17 protein-coding genes are annotated in these 18,083 nt (G+C 45.1%); 15 read left to right on the top strand and 2 right to left on the bottom strand.

Features of this window, described 5'->3' with window-relative positions; genetic code table 11:
- Positions 1–297 precede the first annotated feature (297 nt).
- Positions 298–1,764: an aldehyde dehydrogenase family protein gene (locus H065_RS0111130; RefSeq protein ID WP_017813137.1), complete on the top strand. Its 1,467-nt coding sequence runs from the start codon at positions 298–300 to the stop codon at positions 1,762–1,764.
- A gap of 374 nt (positions 1,765–2,138) precedes the next feature.
- A complete protein-coding gene (locus H065_RS27875; RefSeq protein ID WP_017813138.1) occupies positions 2,139–2,282 on the top strand; it encodes a hypothetical protein in 144 nt (47 codons plus the stop codon).
- Between the two features lie 182 nt (positions 2,283–2,464).
- Here H065_RS27875 and H065_RS0111140 read toward each other — a convergent pair whose 3' ends face one another.
- Complete coding sequence (locus H065_RS0111140) at positions 2,465–2,818, bottom strand: winged helix-turn-helix transcriptional regulator (protein ID WP_017813139.1); 354 nt, start codon at positions 2,816–2,818, stop codon at positions 2,465–2,467.
- Positions 2,819–3,191: 373 nt separating this feature from the next.
- Complete coding sequence (locus tag H065_RS0111145) at positions 3,192–3,431, bottom strand: hypothetical protein (RefSeq protein WP_017813140.1); 240 nt, start codon at positions 3,429–3,431, stop codon at positions 3,192–3,194.
- 422 nt (positions 3,432–3,853) lie between these two features.
- Here H065_RS0111145 and H065_RS0111150 point away from each other — a divergent pair, with 422 nt between their 5' ends.
- The 13 genes from H065_RS0111150 (at position 3,854) to H065_RS0111210 (ending at position 17,970) form a co-directional block, all read left to right on the top strand.
- A complete protein-coding gene (locus H065_RS0111150) occupies positions 3,854–4,681 on the top strand; it encodes a hypothetical protein (RefSeq protein WP_017813141.1) in 828 nt (275 codons plus the stop codon).
- Between the two features lie 273 nt (positions 4,682–4,954).
- Positions 4,955–5,758 carry an SDR family oxidoreductase gene (locus H065_RS0111155; protein ID WP_017813142.1) on the top strand — a complete coding sequence of 268 codons (804 nt, stop codon included), beginning with the start codon at positions 4,955–4,957 and terminating at the stop codon, positions 5,756–5,758.
- Positions 5,759–6,014: 256 nt separating this feature from the next.
- On the top strand, positions 6,015–6,920 hold the full coding sequence (locus H065_RS0111160) for an NAD-dependent epimerase/dehydratase family protein (RefSeq protein ID WP_017813143.1): 906 nt from the start codon (positions 6,015–6,017) through the stop codon (positions 6,918–6,920).
- Positions 6,921–7,469: 549 nt separating this feature from the next.
- Complete coding sequence (locus H065_RS0111165; RefSeq protein ID WP_017813144.1) at positions 7,470–7,841, top strand: DnaJ family domain-containing protein; 372 nt, start codon at positions 7,470–7,472, stop codon at positions 7,839–7,841.
- 74 nt (positions 7,842–7,915) lie between these two features.
- Positions 7,916–10,507 (top strand): ATP-dependent helicase HrpB, encoded by a 2,592-nt coding sequence (gene hrpB / locus H065_RS0111170; protein WP_017813145.1) that lies wholly within the window; start codon positions 7,916–7,918, stop codon positions 10,505–10,507.
- 147 nt (positions 10,508–10,654) lie between these two features.
- Positions 10,655–11,344 (top strand): general stress protein, encoded by a 690-nt coding sequence (locus H065_RS0111175; RefSeq protein ID WP_017813146.1) that lies wholly within the window; start codon positions 10,655–10,657, stop codon positions 11,342–11,344.
- Positions 11,345–11,634: 290 nt separating this feature from the next.
- Positions 11,635–11,847, top strand: coding sequence for a hypothetical protein (locus H065_RS0111180; RefSeq protein WP_017813147.1), 213 nt, complete (start codon positions 11,635–11,637; stop codon positions 11,845–11,847).
- A 33-nt stretch (positions 11,848–11,880) separates the two neighbouring features.
- Positions 11,881–13,038 (top strand): acyltransferase, encoded by a 1,158-nt coding sequence (locus H065_RS0111185; RefSeq protein WP_017813148.1) that lies wholly within the window; start codon positions 11,881–11,883, stop codon positions 13,036–13,038.
- Positions 13,039–13,190: 152 nt separating this feature from the next.
- A complete protein-coding gene (locus H065_RS0111190) occupies positions 13,191–13,553 on the top strand; it encodes a replication termination protein (RefSeq protein ID WP_017813149.1) in 363 nt (120 codons plus the stop codon).
- 284 nt (positions 13,554–13,837) lie between these two features.
- A complete protein-coding gene (locus H065_RS0111195; protein WP_017813150.1) occupies positions 13,838–14,845 on the top strand; it encodes a Gfo/Idh/MocA family protein in 1,008 nt (335 codons plus the stop codon).
- Between the two features lie 234 nt (positions 14,846–15,079).
- Positions 15,080–16,081, top strand: coding sequence for an aldose 1-epimerase (locus H065_RS0111200; protein WP_017813151.1), 1,002 nt, complete (start codon positions 15,080–15,082; stop codon positions 16,079–16,081).
- Positions 16,082–16,399: 318 nt separating this feature from the next.
- Positions 16,400–17,104 (top strand): metal ABC transporter ATP-binding protein, encoded by a 705-nt coding sequence (locus H065_RS0111205; RefSeq protein ID WP_017813152.1) that lies wholly within the window; start codon positions 16,400–16,402, stop codon positions 17,102–17,104.
- Positions 17,050–17,970, top strand: coding sequence for a metal ABC transporter permease (locus tag H065_RS0111210; RefSeq protein ID WP_017813153.1), 921 nt, complete (start codon positions 17,050–17,052; stop codon positions 17,968–17,970). The genes H065_RS0111205 and H065_RS0111210 overlap by 55 nt, the downstream gene beginning before the upstream one ends.
- Positions 17,971–18,083: the final 113 nt, after the last annotated feature.

Consider the following 18,083-nt stretch of genomic DNA (forward strand, 5'->3'; position numbering starts at 1 on the left):
CAGGAGTAAATATGGCTAAAATCATAAATAGATAAACCGAAACCACAATTTTTATAATTGAAACAGCTTCTGACCCTATTTTTGTCCGATTTCATATATAGATAGCTTGTTGCTTCTTTATCCGTATATAGCGGAATTTCTATATGATAAATATTGAATATAAAATTCATGTTTGCCATTAGTAACATGCGGGTAACAATACAGAGGCACCATTAAACGGTAATGTACTAACTTATTGTTATCTTTACGGTATGAATAATGATCTAATCGTACGCTTACTACAAGGAGGAACTACCTATGACACTCGTACAATCCAAATTTGCTAAATGGAACAAACAATTTATCGCAGGTGAATGGACCGAAGGTACTTCGGATAAAACAATCAAAAATATAAATCCATATAATAGTGAGCTGCTCGTCGAAATGAAAGCTTCCAGTCAGGAAGATCTGGATCGTGCTTATCAGACAGCCTACAAAGCAGGTAAAGAGTGGGCCAAAGCACCACTTGGCGTCCGCGCACAGGTGATCTACAAAGCGCTGGCACAAATGGATGAACGCAAAGAAGAAATCATAGAACTTTTGATCGCCGAGGCAGGTAGCACACGGATCAAAGCTGAACGTGAATGGACAGCGGCGCGACGTATTATGGAAGAATCCGCTTCTTTCCCATACCGGATGAAAGGCGATATTATGGGCTCTGATATTCCGGGCAAAGAGAACCGTGTAGTTCGCGAAGCCAAAGGCGTAGTCGGCATGATCGGTCCATGGAACTTCCCGCTGCATCTGTGTATGCGTACAGTAGCTCCTGCGCTGGCACTTGGTAATGGTGTAGTAATCAAACCGGCTTCCGATACGCCAATTACAGCAGGATTACTGATCGCTGATATTTTCGACCAGGCAGGACTTCCCAAAGGTGTGCTCAGCGTCGTAAGCGGCAGCGGTAGTGAGATCGGCGATGCTTTTGTCGCGCATCCTATTCCCAAAATCATTTCCTTTACCGGTTCTACAGAGGTGGGTAAAGGGATCGGCAAGCTGGCTGGCGAGAACCTGAAAGAAGTAGCACTGGAGCTTGGCGGAGATAATGCGATGATCGTACTGGATGATGCGGATATTGATCGTGCCGTAGAAGCAGCTGTATTCGGCAAGTTTTTCCACCAGGGACAGATCTGCATGGCACTGAATCGCATTATCGTTGATGATTCCATCTATGATACGTTTACAGACAAATTTGTTGCCAAAGTCAAAACTCTGCCATTTGGTGACCCTTCCGATCCGAAGACTATTGTAGGCCCGCTAATTCATGAAAAAGAAGCAGAGCGTCTGCTAGGTGTCGTAGAAGAAGCTCAAAAAGCCGGAGCCAAGCTGCTGTATGGCGGCAAAGCGAACGGTAGTGTGCTTGAACCTACTGTACTGAGTGAAGTGACAGGCGACAATCCTGCAGCTCAGAAAGAACTGTTTGGTCCTGTAGCGCTGCTGATTCGTGCCAAAGGAGAAGAAGATGCTCTGCGCATTATGAACAGCAGTGAATATGGACTAAGTGGTTCAGTATTTACTACCAATCTGGAACGCGGCTATCAGGTTGCCCAGCAGATGGAGACAGGCATGATTCATGTTAATGACCAGTCTGTTAACGATGAAGCCCATGTTATGTTCGGCGGTGAGAAGGCTTCAGGAGTAGGTCGTTTTGGTGGTGAATGGGCGATTGAGAAATTTACCCGTACCCGCTGGATCAGCATTCAGCATCAATACCGTGATTTCTTCTAAGCAGATATAGAACTGCTGTACAGCAGTCTGTAAAGATTGCAGCTATTGCTTGCTTTAATCTAGTTTGACTACAAGAATCAACTAAAAGACCTATCCTTTCACTATAGAAGGGATAGGTCTTTTATGGGTAAATAGAAAATAACTTTAAGAGCTGTTATTATACCCTCTGCCAGCAAAATAGGTTCTAATCAACAGCTTCACTAAATAAAAGGAAAATGACAAATAGTTACAAAAGTTTCACCAAATAAATACATCCAAATAGTGTAAATTGCAGTTTAGAGGTCGCGTGAAAAGGTTATTAATGGATACCGGAACATTTACAACGACGATATCAGGCTATACCTTTCCGGCGACTTGAAAGGGAGTGAGCAGGCATGTCAATAGATCGTTTTATATTGGAGAAACTGGGCCGGAATGCCGACGAACATACGCGTACGAACCTGCTGCGTCTGTTCATCATTCGCATTCGCAGAGCGGAAAAGATGGAAGCCGGTAAAAACAGACAATATGTCAGCTAGTGATCATATACTGCTGCAATCATTATCATTTAAATATCATACTCACTATATATGTTTAATCTAGCGATACATGACTGGTGTATAAATGCATGAGATCCTATAGCCCACCGTATTCTATACCAAAAAACATCCGGCTCCTCTGAATGAGGAAGACCGGATGTTTTTGTTATACTATGGGTTGTTTACTTGGCAGCTTGAGTATATTCGCATTCTGCCTGCTGCTCCCCGGGTTGTACCCAGGCTTGAGACCAATCCTGAATACCACGGATGACAGTTTCCAATGCCAATCCTTTTTGGGTCAGTTCATATTCGATACGTACAGGAGTCTCCGGATAGACATGACGAACAACCATTCCTTCATGCTCCAGATCTTTGAGACGTTCGGATAAAAGACGACCGCTTACAGGAAGTGATGATTGAATTGAGCAAAAGCGTTGAGGACCATTCAGCAACTGATAAATAATAAGACCATTCCAACGTTTACTTAAAATCTGCATCCCTTTTTCAAATCGGGGACAAAGCATTGATGTATCCATCTATATCACCTCTTTTATTTAACCTATTATAGCACATAATATATATTTGATACAGACTAACCTTTTGGTAATATAATAACTTTATACATCTTTATTATGAAATGCTACTAAATTACTTAAAGTTAATTTGTTATCAATTTATTGTTATACAATACAGTAACATTACTTATATCTTCGTATTTATAACATTAGACGTGAAAAGACCGGATTCCTGCTGGATAGGTAAGGATCAGCAGAAATCCGGTCTATGTATTTATCCTGTTAAAAACAGAAAGGGCCGTTCGGAAAATCGATTTCCGGTTCCCAGGCCCGTCCAAGCTTCTGTTCATGATCGTCTGATTAGTGATCATCTTCATTATGTCTGTAATTGGTTTTAGTAAAGTGATAATGCTAAAGTATCACTTTCACGGTAAGTATGCAAAATCGCTTCCGATCCGATAACTTCAATACTAATCACAGTATCCAGACAGTTTTTAATCATCTTTTTGCCGTTAATCACTTTATTTTCAATGGTTCTGCGTAATAGTCTGAGAAGTTTGGAAACTGGCTGTGTATTATCGGCGTTAAAGTAAACCGGAACGATTTTGCTTTCTAACAGAATTGTCGTTTTCACTATTAATCACCTCATCTATTTATAAGTCATTCCTAGTTAACGGCAAGTGATCATAAGTCTATCATTCGGGAAAATAGATATAGTATTCCGTTAACTTGAGTTTATTGTAATCGCCTTTCCTTAAAGAAAACTTAAAGGAACCTGATATTCACCTAAAACATCCATGGAAATAACCTTCCAGGACACATATTTATCAATTAATTGTACGATTCAGTGCAAGTTAGTAATCATTTGTTCATAATACAGTGATAAGGTATAGAAAAATGAGATTATTATTTAAACTATAATTGACAAAATTAAGTCTATAGTGCTACATTTAAATGGGCACAAAGAACCTTTAAATGCTATTATATAAACATGATTACCCTTTTATATAGATATAAAAGCTTACATGTCAATATTGAAGGGAGAAGACCTGCCATATGTTCGCCTTTAACTCATTTAATGAGAGAACGTTGACACTGACAGACAAAGAGATGTTTTTTCTGGCTGGCATTCTGGGTTTTGATCGGATTCTGGGAAAAGAAAACCCTTTTTCGATACAGAATAGTGGAGTGTTAACGACCAATTGGAAGCAGGTAGCGGTATCGCTGCTGCAAAAGGGATGTTTAAGTGCAGAGCAGTTTGAAGCTCTGGTGACTCAGACGTCAGCTGGTGAGCACCCATTTACAGGTATTTATAAGCGTGGATGCTGTCTGCGGTACCAGTACAAAACGGAGTCAGGCAAGCAGCTATATGATAGCCATACCTATTTTAGCAGTGATGGAGTCATTGAGATCAGGCAAGCTGAAGACCTCCCAGGATATTATACGCTCAGACCAATGGGTACATTGACGGAGGCGTGCAGCCTTGTTATGGAAAAGATGAATCTGAATACGTATCCGGCCAATGAGATGCCGGCACTGACTTTTTCCGGTCAATGGTTTGATGACTATATACGGAACAAGCAGACTCATCGTAATCGCCAATTAACTAATCAGCTGAGTGAAATGACTGGAGATCTGGAAGGGTCCCGACTGTTCGCCGGTGTATTGTCGGAGAATCGGTTATATGCAGAAGTTCAATTCTCCTACTGGGATGAAGAGAACTGGCAACGCAAAGGCGCTATTCTGCTGGCTGATGATGATACCAACTGGATTGTACGACGCAGTAATCAGGATGAAGAAGACTGGATGATTGCGGTACCGGCAGACAAGGTTCATTTTCGTCAGATGCTGCTCGATTGGGTACAACAGCCCGAATCGGTTTAAGGCTTTATCCAGATGCAGAGTTGATGGACTAAAACAGACAGTTACCAAAAAAGTTTCGTCGTGCATGATGATTCATCTTCGCGATTGTCAGAACGTTCATATCAGAAGTTAAATAAGACCGGACAGGATTTTAGGCTGTCCGGTTTTGTCATTTCTCTCCTACATCTGTATATAAATATATATTAAGGTGATTCCTTATTGGTCGTATGTGGGTAATTGTTGTGGCAAGCTAATTAGCAAGTGGCCAACAACACATGTGAGGGAGTGAATAATATGGAATCCACAGTTCAATCTAACCGTTTTGAGGGCAAGACGGCACTGGTTACCGGTGGCGGCTCCGGTATTGGCAAGGCTACAGCATTAAAGTTTGCTGCACAGGGAGCTAATGTCATTATCTGTGACTTGTCACCAGAACGAATCCGGGAGACCGAAGAAGAGATTAAGGCGATCCGCGCCGATGCCGTGCTCGCTTTTGAGATAGATATTGCAAATGAAGAACAAGTTAAACATGCTATTGAGAAAGGTGCAGAACATTTCGGTGGATTGCATGTTGTTTTTGCCAATGCAGGAATCAACGGTGCTTTAGCTCCGATCGAGGAAATTAGTTACGAAGATTGGCAGCGTACGATCAATACCAATTTGGGTGGTACTTTCCTAACTGTAAAGTATGCGCTTCCTTTTTTGAAAAAAGATGGTGGCAGTATTGTTATTACTAGTTCCATTAATGGTAATACTACCTTTGCAAGCTTTGGAATGTCGGCCTATAGCTCTTCCAAAGCTGCGCAGGTTGCTTTTACCAAGATGGCAGCACTCGAACTGGCTCAATTCAAGGTACGTGTGAATGTAATTTGCCCAGGAGCCATCTCGACTAATATTGATCAGAGTACTGAACGTAATGAAACGGTTGAAAAAATTGCCATTCCTATCGAGTTCCCGAATGGTCGTCAGCCATTGGCTGGTCAATCGGGTTCGGCAGACAATGTAGCTGATCTGGTTACGTTCTTGTCTTCTGGCGAAGCTTGTCATATTACAGGCGCCCAGATTGTTATTGATGGTGCGGAATCTCTGCTCTGTTAACTAGCTACCAAGCAAATAAGACATTCTCAACAGCTTGGCTGCGTCCTTTTTACAGGAACGCAGCCTTTTTATGTGTTCACAGCAAAAACTTAAGCGGCTTATCAGCTTCAGGATTCAATGGAGTGTGTGACCTTTCAATTCCATAACGTGCCGAACTTGCCAAAAAATAAGGGATTGATTAACCTGAATATTAAACGAATTTGCAGGCGCTTACATTTGAACTTTGATTCGCCTGTATACATAAGGAGCATGTATCATGAAACTTCATAATAAAACTGTCCTGGTCACAGGGGTGTCTGGGACGCTTGGTGACAAGGTTGCCACCAGGTGCTTAGCAGAAGGCGCGCAGGTTAAAGGTCTGATCCGCAATGAGCAACAGATTTCGATCTGTGAGAATCTCGGCATCGAGGCGGTCGTCGGCGATCTAAATGATCGAGGGACGCTTGAACAAGCAATGCAAAACGTGCAATTTGTTATTCATGCTGCCGCTTATCTGGGGGATGATCGACAGCTTGCCGAAGCAGCAAATATCAAAGGGGTTCAAACACTGGTTGATGCCGCTCTTATGGCTGGTGTCGAACGTTTCGTTCATATCTCGACTGTATCTGTTTATGGTCATTTCGATGAAGCTGTTGAACTGGAAGAATCCAGTGAGTTGTCATTTGGTCATTCCGAAGTCTATCTCTCTACCAAATGTGAATCCGAACGAATCGTCAGACAGGCAGAAGAAAAAGGATTGAATGTAGTTGTCCTGCGTCCCGGATTGATCTCTTCCGAGCATCATTCCCATTGGGGCGATCAATTGGTGAAGCAGTTGGCCGAAGCTGAGAAAGTAGACTGGATTCACCCCGAAGATATGGCACCATGGGTGCATGCCGAAAACGTAGCCGAAATGTGTATATTGGCTGCAGTCCGTCCGTCAGCCGTCGGTCAGGTCTACCATGCGGTAGACGGTAACTATCCGGAGAGTCAATTTAGACTACGTATTCTTCAAGCGCTGAAGCAACAGCCTATCATTCCTGAGGGCAAGCCGATTCTCACCATCTACAAGACTGGGAAAATTGCCGACCAGCTGGGCTACCGACCGATCCGAACCTTTGAAGACACTCTTACTGCATTGGAGGAACAAGCTCGTCTACTAAGTCTCCGCGTTTCTGAATAGACAAGGAAGCAGATTTGATTTCCTTTTTAAAACAAAAAACAGTTCGTCCTATTAGGAACGCTGCAGCTGCCGAGCAATTCTCGGTAGCTTTTCTTTTTGTACATTTAATTAAATACAACATCGCTTAATCTTTATCAAATAAATGGTTTTAATGAATGAAAGCTGTTTGTATGCTGGATTCAAGTCGAGAGAAACAACCAAACTATGACTTCTCTTTTCTATACGAAGATCTCTTTTCTAGATATTATTGCCGCATAAAATGGATCATTAGATTGAGTGCTTGTTCATTAGCGAACTCGTTTCAATAGAAAGGATCATGTATAATTAAAAGTGAAATAAGCAGACTATTATTACGTTAAGAGAATAGGAATATTGCTGTAGATAAGTGGACACAGCCTATTTAAAGTGAATAGTTTCGATAGATTATGCAGACAAGATGGATACATTATTTTGGGACGATGATTATAAGTACACCAGACATGAATCCCATTTCAAAATAAATAGGAATTTCAAATCGATAATAGGGAACTGCCGAAAGGAGAGGAAGATATGTTATCCTGGCTAGCGGATCAAATGATTGAAGAAGCTATGCAAAAAGGAGAATTCGATGATCTGCCCGGCAAAGGCAAACCGCTGGAACTGGAAGATCTGTCTCATGTACCCGAAGAACTACGGGCTGCCTATAAAATTATGAAAAATGCCAATATTATGCCGGAAGAATTGACTCTCCGTCAGGAAATGTTGACATTAACCGATCTTATTGCAGCCTGTCAGCATGATGGAGAGCGTCAGGAACTTCGCAGACGGCTGGATGAGAAGACGCTTCGTCTGAATATGCTCACAGCCCAAAATGGATGGACAAACAATCCCTCTTATGGACGCTATGAACATAAAATCCGTAAACGTCTTACCGGTATGTAAGTATGCAGCTTTTTGCAATAAAACGTTGCAGCTCCTCTTTATTTGTCTAAATTGTTGACCGGAAAGGAAATACTATGTCAAACGAATCTGTACGATTACCGGTGGATGAATTAATCCCCGATTTGAAAAAGGCGCTGGCGCATTCCGGCACTGCTGTACTAACTGCAGAACCGGGTGCTGGCAAGACTACACGGCTGCCGCTGGCACTGCGGCATGAATCCTGGCTGAACGGTCGGCGTATTATTATGCTGGAGCCAAGAAGACTGGCAGCCATATCTGCTGCCCGTTATATGGCTGCAGCGCTAGGAGAGCGTGTAGGAGAAACAGTAGGTTACCGGGTTGCTATGGATACTCGTGTAGGTCCGCGGACCATCATTGAAGTGGTAACAGAAGGCGTACTGACACGGATGCTCCAGCATGATCCATCACTAGAACAGGCAGGACTGATTATTCTGGATGAATTTCATGAGCGGAATTTGCATGCCGATCTTGGACTTGCTTTTGTACTGGAGAGCAGGTCTCTTTTGCGTGAAGATCTGAGAGTACTCGTTATGTCTGCTACGATGGATCCCGAGCCGGTAGCTGGATTACTCGGTGGTGCCACTATATTATCCAGTGCTGGCAAAAGTTATCCTGTTGAGACTTATTATGAAGAGGGTGAGTCGGTATATACATTATATCGCCGCTCTTCGGGACGAATAGAGCAGAAGCTGGCGGCATTGATCCTGAAGGCTTTGCACCGACATGAGGGGCATACACTTGTTTTCCTCCCGGGAGTAAGAGAGATTCGGCGTGTACAGGATGAGCTACTGACGAGCAGTGATCCGCTGCTGCGTCAGATGGATATTGTTATGCTTCATGGTGGATTGAAGCCCGAACAGCAAGATCTGGCAGTTAAGGCAGGTCCAGCCGATCGTCGCAAAGTTGTGCTGGCTACATCACTGGCCGAATCCAGCGTTACAGTGGATGGAGTCAATATCGTGATAGACAGTGGATTAATGCGTACACGTCTATTCTCTGCACGTACAGGTATGGAGCGAATGGAGACGCTGCAAGTATCTATTGATGCTGCTGACCAGCGCCGGGGCCGGGCTGGACGGCAACGACCGGGAGTATGTTACAGAATGTGGAGCCAGGAAGAGCATCAGCGTCTGGCAGACTCTCGGACTCCAGAGATTCTGCAGAGTGATCTGGCTCCGCTGGCACTGGAAGTAGCTTCCTGGGGAACAACAGTACAAGAGTTGAGCTGGCTGGACCAACCGCCAGCTGCATCCTATAATCATGCGGTAGAGCTGCTTAAGCAGCTGGAAGCTCTCGAACAGAATGGACGCATTACCGATCACGGACGTCGAATGGCCCACATGGGTACTCATCCACGTCTTGGTCATATGATTCTAAAAGCTGCCGAATGGAATATGGAGCGCAAAGCCTGTGATGTAGCCGCCCTGCTGCAGGAAAAAGATATTCTGTCTCCAACTGCAGCAGGTATTGATTTGGCTCACCGGATCGAAGCCCTCCAGGGAAAAGGCAGTTATACGGCTGATCGTCATCTAGTAGAGCGGATCAAAGAATGGGCAGGCCGTTTTTATAAACAGCTGAGTCAATTGCAGCAGGAAAATCAACTGCACAAGGCGGGAGCCGCCAGGATAGAGAATAGAAATAATACATCTGAAAGCACCGAGTACAAACCCGGTGATGACTGGCTTGGTGCATTGATATCCCTCGCCTATCCGGATCGAGTCGCCAAAGGAAGAGGAGACGGCAAATTTCTGCTGCGGATAGGCCGCGGAGCTCATATTCCAACCTATCGTGGCCGAACAGAATATTTATCTACTGCTGCTTATCTAGTAGCTGCCGAGCTGGACGATAACGGTAGTGAAAGCCGGATTTTATTGGCAACAGGTATCCGTGAACAGACGATCCGTCATATTCATGCTAGCCAGATCCAGATGATTCGGGAAGTTACTTATGATGCTGAACGCGAATCGGTATCTGCCCGCAAAATAACAAGGCTGGGTGCGATCGAGCTGCAGGCAGTCAATGATCCATCACCTTCCGCTGAAGATGTACAGCAAGCGCTGCTGAATGCGCTTCGGGAAAAGGGTCTTGGAGCGCTTCAGTGGTCACGCGCTGCGCTCCAGCTGCGTCAGCGAATGGATTGTATGCACCGGGTTGATCCGGATTATCCGTCGGTTGATGAGCAGCTGCTGCTCAATGAAGCAGACGAGTGGCTGCTGCCTTATTTGCAGGGAATGCGCCGTCTTTCTGAAGCAAGAAAGCTCAATCCGGCTGAATTACTTGCCAACCGACTCTCCTGGGACCAAAAGCAGCGAATGGATCAGCAGGTACCTACCCATATTCAGGTGCCAAGTGGAAGCCGTATTCCTATCGATTATACCGATCCGGAGCGTCCTTCCATTGCTGTACGTCTGCAGGAGATGTTCGGCTGTGCGAGTACACCGCTGATCGGGGGAAGCGTTCCGCTGACAATCCAGCTTCTATCGCCAGCAAGTCGTCCGGTTCAGGTAACCAATGATCTGGAGAGCTTTTGGAAAGAGGCATATTTTGAGGTAAAAAAAGATCTCAAAGGACGTTATCCGAAGCATTACTGGCCGGATCAGCCGCTGGAAGCCCAAGCAACCAATCGGGCCAAACCGCGTCAATAAGCAGTTATCATTATGTTCTGACGTTTGAACGAATCCCTGCACGGGTAAGTATATGCAGGACCACATGTACAACAATGTACCAAATCTTGAAAGTTACAACATCTTCACGAAGGCTGATATAAAGCCAACCATAGGGAGGTAACAATCATGGACAAGAAAATTGTGGGTGTATTCGAAACGGAACGCGAAGCATCTAAAGCGATAGAAGATCTGAAAGCCCAAGGATTCACTACAGACGAAATTTCGGTGATTACCAAGGATAAAGAAGATATGCGTGCCATTACGGACGAGACCGATACGAAAGCACCGGAAGGTGTGGCTGCCGGCGCTACTACAGGCGGTATTCTCGGCGGTACAGCAGGTCTGCTCGCCGGACTGGGCGCACTGGCTATTCCGGGAATTGGACCGATTCTGGCGGCCGGCCCTATTGCAGCGACGATTACCGGCGCAGCTGTAGGTGCAGGTGCAGGCGGACTTGTAGGCGGTTTGGTCGGAATGGGTATTCCAGAAGACGAAGCCAATGAATATGAAGGCTACGTAAATGAAGGTAAAATTCTGGTACTCGTAGATGAAGATGATCGTTATGATCATGCTTACGGTGTATTCCGGAACAATCGTTCACTGAACGAATCCAGATATCGTACCCGTGATGACGGACAAACGATCGGTTCTACAACAGCGGGAACCACAACAACGAACCAAAGAGAAACACGTACCGAAGATGATCCGAATGCGTCGGAAGTTCGCAGCGATGTTACTCCAAAAGATACCAATAATGACAGTCAGGGTTCGGATAACAAACTGACTTCCTACTCCAATGGCGGATACGGCGTATAAATACAACCGTATGACCCATGCAGATCTTACCAGTAAATACACCAGAATATACAGCAAATTGGACAGATGAATAATCTGTCTCCTGCAAACATGACGCTTAAACAGGCTCATCTTCGGTAGAATACTGCCGGGGATGGGCTTTTCGTCATATTTCTGCAGGTTTCGCTATAATCTTTGAGTAAGTTTTGCGGATTAGGTTATAAATGCCCTATCCGATTTACAGGATTGACGTTATACTGGCAGTGGAAGGTGCTATGCTTTCCAAAACTATGAATGGGGAGGTAATACTGATGCAAGCTCAGCTAATGTTTAATCATCAGACGTCAGGCTCGATCAAAGACAAGAAAAAGACGCGCCGTCAATGGATTAAAAAATTGCGCAATGAACTGCGTATGCCAGGTTCATCTACGCAGGCACCTAAACAGGGCGCTCAAATTCCTGCACCGCCAGCGATGTCAAATGCAGGCGCATGGAATGATGAAACTATTATGATGTGTAAATAATCATGCAGTCGTTATGATGATCGGGAGAGCAGTATGATACAAAAACAAAGACTTGGAGAAATTGAGATTCTGCGTGGCATGGCTTTTGCCGCCGTTGTGCTGCAGCACTCGATCGCTCATTACTCCGTCGTGCCTGAAGTGACGGCGGGAGATGGTGTCAGACTCACATTGATGCTATTAGCGGCCAAATTTGCGGTACCGGCCTTTATCTTTATTACTGGGCTGGTGCTTTTTTATAACTATGACGGGGTGATATCCTACAGCTCTTTTATCCGCAAACGGTTTAAAGATATTATTGTGCCCTATTTATTATGGTCACTACTTTATGCCGGGCTGAATGGAACCTATGCCAGACCGGTTATAGAATGGCTGCCGGATGTTACCCGGTACTGGTATACTGGCAAGTCCAGCTACCATCTATGGTATATTGTCATGATTATACCTATGTATCTGCTGTTTCCTTTTCTGCGTACGATTGTACGAAAATCGGTACAGTGGACGAGTCAACGGCAATATGCGTTATGGCTACTGCTCTTGATCCTGTTTGCGGGTTATGAGCTTATTTTGTTTTTACGGCCTTGGCTATCGGAATTGGCGGAAGCTTGGCAAATCCCGGTATTGACTCCGTACTTTACTACGTATGCGGACCGGAATATTGTGTACTATCTGTATTATTTCTTTTTGGGAGCATTAGCCGGTCTACATATTAATAGTTTCCTGGGTATGCTGCAACGGGTCAAATTCCCGGTAATGCTGCTATGCGGGTTATTTGTACTGTATTATACAGGCATGGTTACCGGAGGATTTCCAGCAGATGCCTCTTACGGCAGACGATTTATTGGACTTACGCTACTGCAGCCGTTAATGGCTATATTTCTGACGGCATCTGTGCTATTGGTATATCAGCTGGCGCTTAGTATTACGCGGTCGGAGAGCAGTAGGCATCGTCAATGGTGGATCATAATCAGCCGATATTCCTATGGTGGTTATCTGGCACATGCCCTGATGCTCAGAATTACGTATGGAGTAGACGATTGGATCATGGCGGGATGGGATGTAACTGTGCGGACCCTTATTACGGCTCTTATTACTCTGGGGCTGTCCATACTACTCACCTATCTGCTATCGCGTATCCCTTACGGTGCATGGCTCACTGGAATTCCATACCGGAAAGTTCCCAAATCAACCTAGATGGATCAAAGACCTGTTCGCTGATGAACAGGTCTTTTTGTTACCTTTACTTAACTTTTCAAAGTAGTGAAAGTTTCATATAATAGAACAAGTGGAATAATTTGTTCCACTGCGATAAATGTACAGGCAACTATGGAAAGGAGCAGAGTGATATGGCATTTATGATCGCCCAGCGCGCCTTTATCAAATTATATCTGATTACGATGGTGGAAGAGCACCGTGGCTATGGCTACGAGATGCTGGAGAACATGAAGGAACGCTTCAAATCATTCGGCTATTCTCCACCACAAAGCGAAATTTATCGTGCACTTCACGAACTGGTGCATGAAGGCGTTTTTTATCGGACCAAGCAGTTAAAAGGGAATGATCCGAAGGTTGATTTTCAGGAAATTGTTATTTATCATTTTACAGACGATGGCCGTGAAAAAGCCAAACTCTACAAAAAGCAGGTCAAAACCGATCTTGATCGTTGTATAGGGATGCTGACCAAAGCGGAAGCGGATAACTATAACTGACAAGCTGCATGGTAATTAAGTTGTGCGGCCGATAGACTGCCTATTGTCCCTGCAGGGATTGCGTCGATAATCTACAGAAGCGAAGCAATTGCTGCAGAGCTTGATGGCAGTAGATAAATGAATACGGGTTTTTGGAGAGTCAAATGGTGCAGACAGGTGTATTGCTCTATATTATAGAAGAAATCTAATCTTCAGCAGAAATCGGGGATCGGGTTTCGTTCAGGATGGACGTATATCCGGCAAGCAGGCAGACCGAATCTGAAGCGAAGGGAAGGAATACAGCCATGACTGAACGTAAATTAAAGTGGGGAATCATCAGCACTGCGGAAATTGCTGTAAGCGCTATTATACCTGCTCTCAAAGAATCACATCGCAATGAAATACTAGCGATCTCCAGTCGTGACGCAGAAGTTGCCAAACATGTAGCGGCGCACTGCGAAATTCCCAGATCGTATGGCAGTTATGAGGCATTGCTGACAGATCCTGATATTGATGCAGTTTATATTCCACTGCCCAATCATCTGCACAAAGAATGGACAATCAGAGCGGCAGAAGCAGGCAAACATGTATTATGTGAAAAGCCTGCTGCGCTTGATGCAGCAGATGCTGCCGAGATGGTTGACCGCTGTCGCAAGGCAGGTGTTACTTTTGCCGAGGGATTTATGTACCGTTATCATCCCAAGCATAATCGGGTAAGGGAAATTATTCAATCCGGAGAAATTGGTGTACTACGCAGTATGCATGGGCGTTTTACTTCAAGCAATGCAGATGATCTGGATAATGTACGGTACCAGCGGGCTATGGGTGGAGGCTCGTTATATGATCTGGGAGTCTATCCGGTATCTGCAGCCCGTATGTACTTTGGGGCTGAGCCTACAGCGGTAACCGTACATGCCATGTTCTCGGCCAAGCATGATCATGTGGATATGATGGCTTCGGGATTAATGGAATTTCCGGATGCAAGATCGGCTACTTTTGAATGCGGGATGTGGGCGTATTCGAGCTGTGCGCTGGAGATCATTGGGACCAAGGGGAGAATCAAGCTGCCTTATGCATTTCGCCGTGATGATATTCATGGAGAACCGCAGATTACTATCTATACCGATGAAGGCAAACGAGAAGAGTATATTGAACCTGCTAATCATTTTGCACTTCAAATGGATGCTTTTGCTGCTTCCGTGCTCGATGGAACGCCATTACCCTACAGTCCCGAAGATGCGGTGCGCAATACCAGAGTCATTGCTGCCTGTCTGGAATCGGCACGCAAAGGTGAAAAAGTTCGTATTGTCTAAGCGCAGTCCGCGATATAGTAGCAGAAGAAAGGTCACAGGATCAAGTTAGATTCAGGTCCTGTATTGCCTTTGGCGAATAAGCAAAATTATGCTACACTCATTAATAGTTGTTTTATTTATTAATTAGTAAATGAAAATATTAACAATGCTTGCAGTTGCATAGACGGAGTATCCATTACATATCGAATTCTCTGTCTATGTCATTTTGATTTGACCACAAAGGAGACTTTCATTATGTCCAATCATTCCAGTGCTTATGAACAATCTTATCAGGGAGAACCTGCTGTGTGGCTGAAATATGGTCCTTATGAAGCAGCTGTGCTACCAGGAGTAGGAGCAAATCTGATTGCTTATCGCGATACGGTCAAAGGATATAATTTCCTGCGCGAGCCTAAAGAGGCTGAAATGGAAGAGTTCCGCTCCAGTCCGGGTACACATGGTATTCCGGTACTGTTCCCGCCAAACCGTTATGAAGATGGTACATTTACATGGAACGGCCGCAGATACAGCTTCCCTATTAATGAAGAAGCAACCAATAATCATCTGCATGGCTTCCTGCATACGATTGTATGGGATGTGGTGTCCTATGATGCGAATGAATATTACAGTACTGTCTGTCTGAGCGTGAGTATTGATGATTCCCATCCAGTCTATCAATACTGGCCGCACCAGTTCACGGTAAAATTGCAGTACACGTTGTCGGAAGATGGACTGCAGCAGCAGGTGACCGTACGTAATGAAGGCAATGATCCGATGCCGATGATGCTGGCATTCCATACAGCGATCAATGCACCATTTGCACCGGAAAGTACTGCAGACGATGTGACGTTCCGTGCTACCTATGGAGAGCGCCGTCAGATGACCGAGCGTATGCTGCCTACAGGTGAGTTTCAGCCGCTGTCTTCTTGGGAAGAGCAACTCAAAGCAGAAGGTGCCAATCCTTATGGCGAAGTGATGGACAACCACTATACTGCTGTTCCTCAAAATGGACGCAACTATGCCGAGATTATCGACAATCGTCTTGGGGAGAAGCTGGTCTATGATGTAGGTACAGGTTACAAACACTGGATGATCTGGAATAGCGAAGCTTCAGGTACATTCCTCTGTCCCGAGCCGCAGACCAATCTGGTCAATGCACCGAATGTAGATTTGCCGGATGAAGAAAAAGGATTCTTCAGCCTGAAGCAGGGAGAGATCTGGGAAGAAACATCCAGACTGTATCTGATCCAGAAGTGATTAAGCGTGTAGTTATAGACGGTATCTGATTCAAAGTGATTTAGCGCGTAGTTATTTTTGGCTACAAATATTCATCCAAGCAAGTCAATAAGCTGTAAATCCACAGCATGAGCAGGCACGATGCATACTACGGGTTAATAATCTGTAGAAGCATTGTGTCTGTTTGTTTTGAGTAAAGTGTGATCGATCCACAAGAAGTTTGATGCGCCAGATCGTAATAATTTTGGATAAACATATTGACAATGCTGACATACGAGGAGTAAAGTAAGTCAGGTGGTATTCGTAACGGTTACGATAAGAACGAAAGGAGGGCTAATCTTGTTATTGGCTTCCATGCAGGATATAGTGTTTGGCTATGACCGGGAACCGGTGGTTAATCGGTTGTCGATGGAAATATATAGTAATGAATTTATGGCGCTTAGCGGACCCAATGGTGCTGCGAAAACAACATCGTTGAAGCTGCTGCTCGGTATATTGAAGCCCTGGAGCGGACGGGTACAGATTAACCGTAATGACAAAGGCAAACGTCCGGTGATCGGTTATGTGCCTCAGCAGGTGGCATCATTTAATAGTGGATTCCCGAGTACGGTATTTGAGCTGGTACGTTCCGGCTGTTATATGAGATTGGGCCTGTTCAAGCGATTTGGTGATAAACAGGAAGCACTGGTGCGTTCCTCGCTCGAAGCAGTAGGTATGTGGGAACTGCGCGATCGCAAAATCGGTGAACTGTCCGGTGGGCAGAAACAGCGTGTATGTATTGCACGTGCACTGGCACAGGAGCCTGATGTACTGATTCTGGATGAGCCGACAACCGGGATGGATCTGGAGAGTCGCAAAGGATTCTACGAATTGATGCGTCATCATGTAAAACAACATGGACGTACAGTAGTAATGGTAACCCATGGGCTGGAAGAAGCAGAGCCTTATCTGGATCGTATGATCCGTCTGGAACGAGAGGAGGGTGGAGGATGGGCATGTTTGACTACGAGTTCATGCAGCGCGCGTTTTGGGCCGGAGGAATGATTGCTGTCATCGCTCCGCTGCTCGGTATTTATCTGGTTCTGCGCAGGCAGATTCTAATGGCAGATACGCTGTCTCATGTCTCGCTGGCAGGTGTAGCGATCGGGGCTATTCTGGGCATTAATCCTTCGGTGGGAGGATTTGTAATTGCAGTTGCCGGTGCGCTGGTTATAGAGCGGCTGCGGCAGAATTTCCGTGGTTATGGGGAAGTATCTATTGCTGTTATTATGACCGGTGGTCTGGCACTGGCACTGGTGCTGATGAGTATGGATTCCGGGCTGAATCGCAGTTTCAGTTCCTATCTGTTTGGCTCGATTGTAGCAGTGAGTACGACCCAGCTGTGGATTATTGGTACGGTGTTCCTGCTGGTACTGATTTATTGGGCAGTGATGAGACGGCCGCTGTACAATATTACGTTTGATGAAGAGACTGCGCAGATTGGCGGTACGCATGTACGCTGGTTATCCCAGACATTCTCGGTACTGACCGGGATGACTGTAGCAGCAGCCATGCCGATTGTCGGCGTGCTGCTCGTATCGGCACTGATGGCACTGCCTGCGGCTCTTGCTCTTCGTTTTGCCAGAGGATTTACTTCCGCGCTAATCATGGCGGTTAGCATTGGTCTGATCGGCATGTTCGGCGGACTGACCACTTCTTATTATGTCAACACGCCTCCGGGAGCAACGGTAGCACTGCTGCTGCTGGCTTTCCTGCTGATAGGTATGGGAGTTCAGCGCATCGTATATCGCATTCGCCGGGACAAAGACCCTGGCTATGTCGTTGATGTGGATAGCCGTCGTTTCTGGCAACGTCAGAGCCGCAGCTCCCAGAAAAGCAATGTCAAAACAGAAGTATTGAACAAAAACTAATATAACCACTTAATAGGGATATCCATTGTACTGAATATCATCAAGCAAGCAGTCATCAACGAGTATGAATCTTTTGCAAATATAGATAAAGATCATGTTTGGGTACAGTAGAT

The sequence above is a fragment of the Paenibacillus shenyangensis genome, assembly GCF_000346635.1.
GTDB lineage: Bacteria > Bacillota > Bacilli > Paenibacillales > Paenibacillaceae > Saccharibacillus > Saccharibacillus dauci.

Excerpts from the sequence above, each read along its gene's own strand:
- H065_RS0111200 (WP_017813151.1), top strand. The coding sequence starts at position 15,080 with ATGTCCAATCATTCCAGTGCTTATGAACAATCTTATCAGGGAGAACCT.
- H065_RS0111130 (WP_017813137.1), top strand. The coding sequence starts at position 298 with ATGACACTCGTACAATCCAAATTTGCTAAATGGAACAAACAATTTATC.
- H065_RS0111190 (WP_017813149.1), top strand. The coding sequence starts at position 13,191 with ATGGCATTTATGATCGCCCAGCGCGCCTTTATCAAATTATATCTGATT.
- H065_RS0111195 (WP_017813150.1), top strand. The coding sequence starts at position 13,838 with ATGACTGAACGTAAATTAAAGTGGGGAATCATCAGCACTGCGGAAATT.
- hrpB (WP_017813145.1), top strand. The coding sequence starts at position 7,916 with ATGTCAAACGAATCTGTACGATTACCGGTGGATGAATTAATCCCCGAT.
- H065_RS0111160 (WP_017813143.1), top strand. The coding sequence starts at position 6,015 with ATGAAACTTCATAATAAAACTGTCCTGGTCACAGGGGTGTCTGGGACG.
- H065_RS0111175 (WP_017813146.1), top strand. The coding sequence starts at position 10,655 with ATGGACAAGAAAATTGTGGGTGTATTCGAAACGGAACGCGAAGCATCT.
- H065_RS27875 (WP_017813138.1), top strand. The coding sequence starts at position 2,139 with ATGTCAATAGATCGTTTTATATTGGAGAAACTGGGCCGGAATGCCGAC.
- H065_RS0111150 (WP_017813141.1), top strand. The coding sequence starts at position 3,854 with ATGTTCGCCTTTAACTCATTTAATGAGAGAACGTTGACACTGACAGAC.
- H065_RS0111180 (WP_017813147.1), top strand. The coding sequence starts at position 11,635 with ATGCAAGCTCAGCTAATGTTTAATCATCAGACGTCAGGCTCGATCAAA.
- H065_RS0111165 (WP_017813144.1), top strand. The coding sequence starts at position 7,470 with ATGTTATCCTGGCTAGCGGATCAAATGATTGAAGAAGCTATGCAAAAA.
- H065_RS0111155 (WP_017813142.1), top strand. The coding sequence starts at position 4,955 with ATGGAATCCACAGTTCAATCTAACCGTTTTGAGGGCAAGACGGCACTG.
- H065_RS0111185 (WP_017813148.1), top strand. The coding sequence starts at position 11,881 with ATGATACAAAAACAAAGACTTGGAGAAATTGAGATTCTGCGTGGCATG.
- H065_RS0111210 (WP_017813153.1), top strand. The coding sequence starts at position 17,050 with ATGGGCATGTTTGACTACGAGTTCATGCAGCGCGCGTTTTGGGCCGGA.
- H065_RS0111140 (WP_017813139.1), bottom strand. The coding sequence starts at position 2,818 with ATGGATACATCAATGCTTTGTCCCCGATTTGAAAAAGGGATGCAGATT.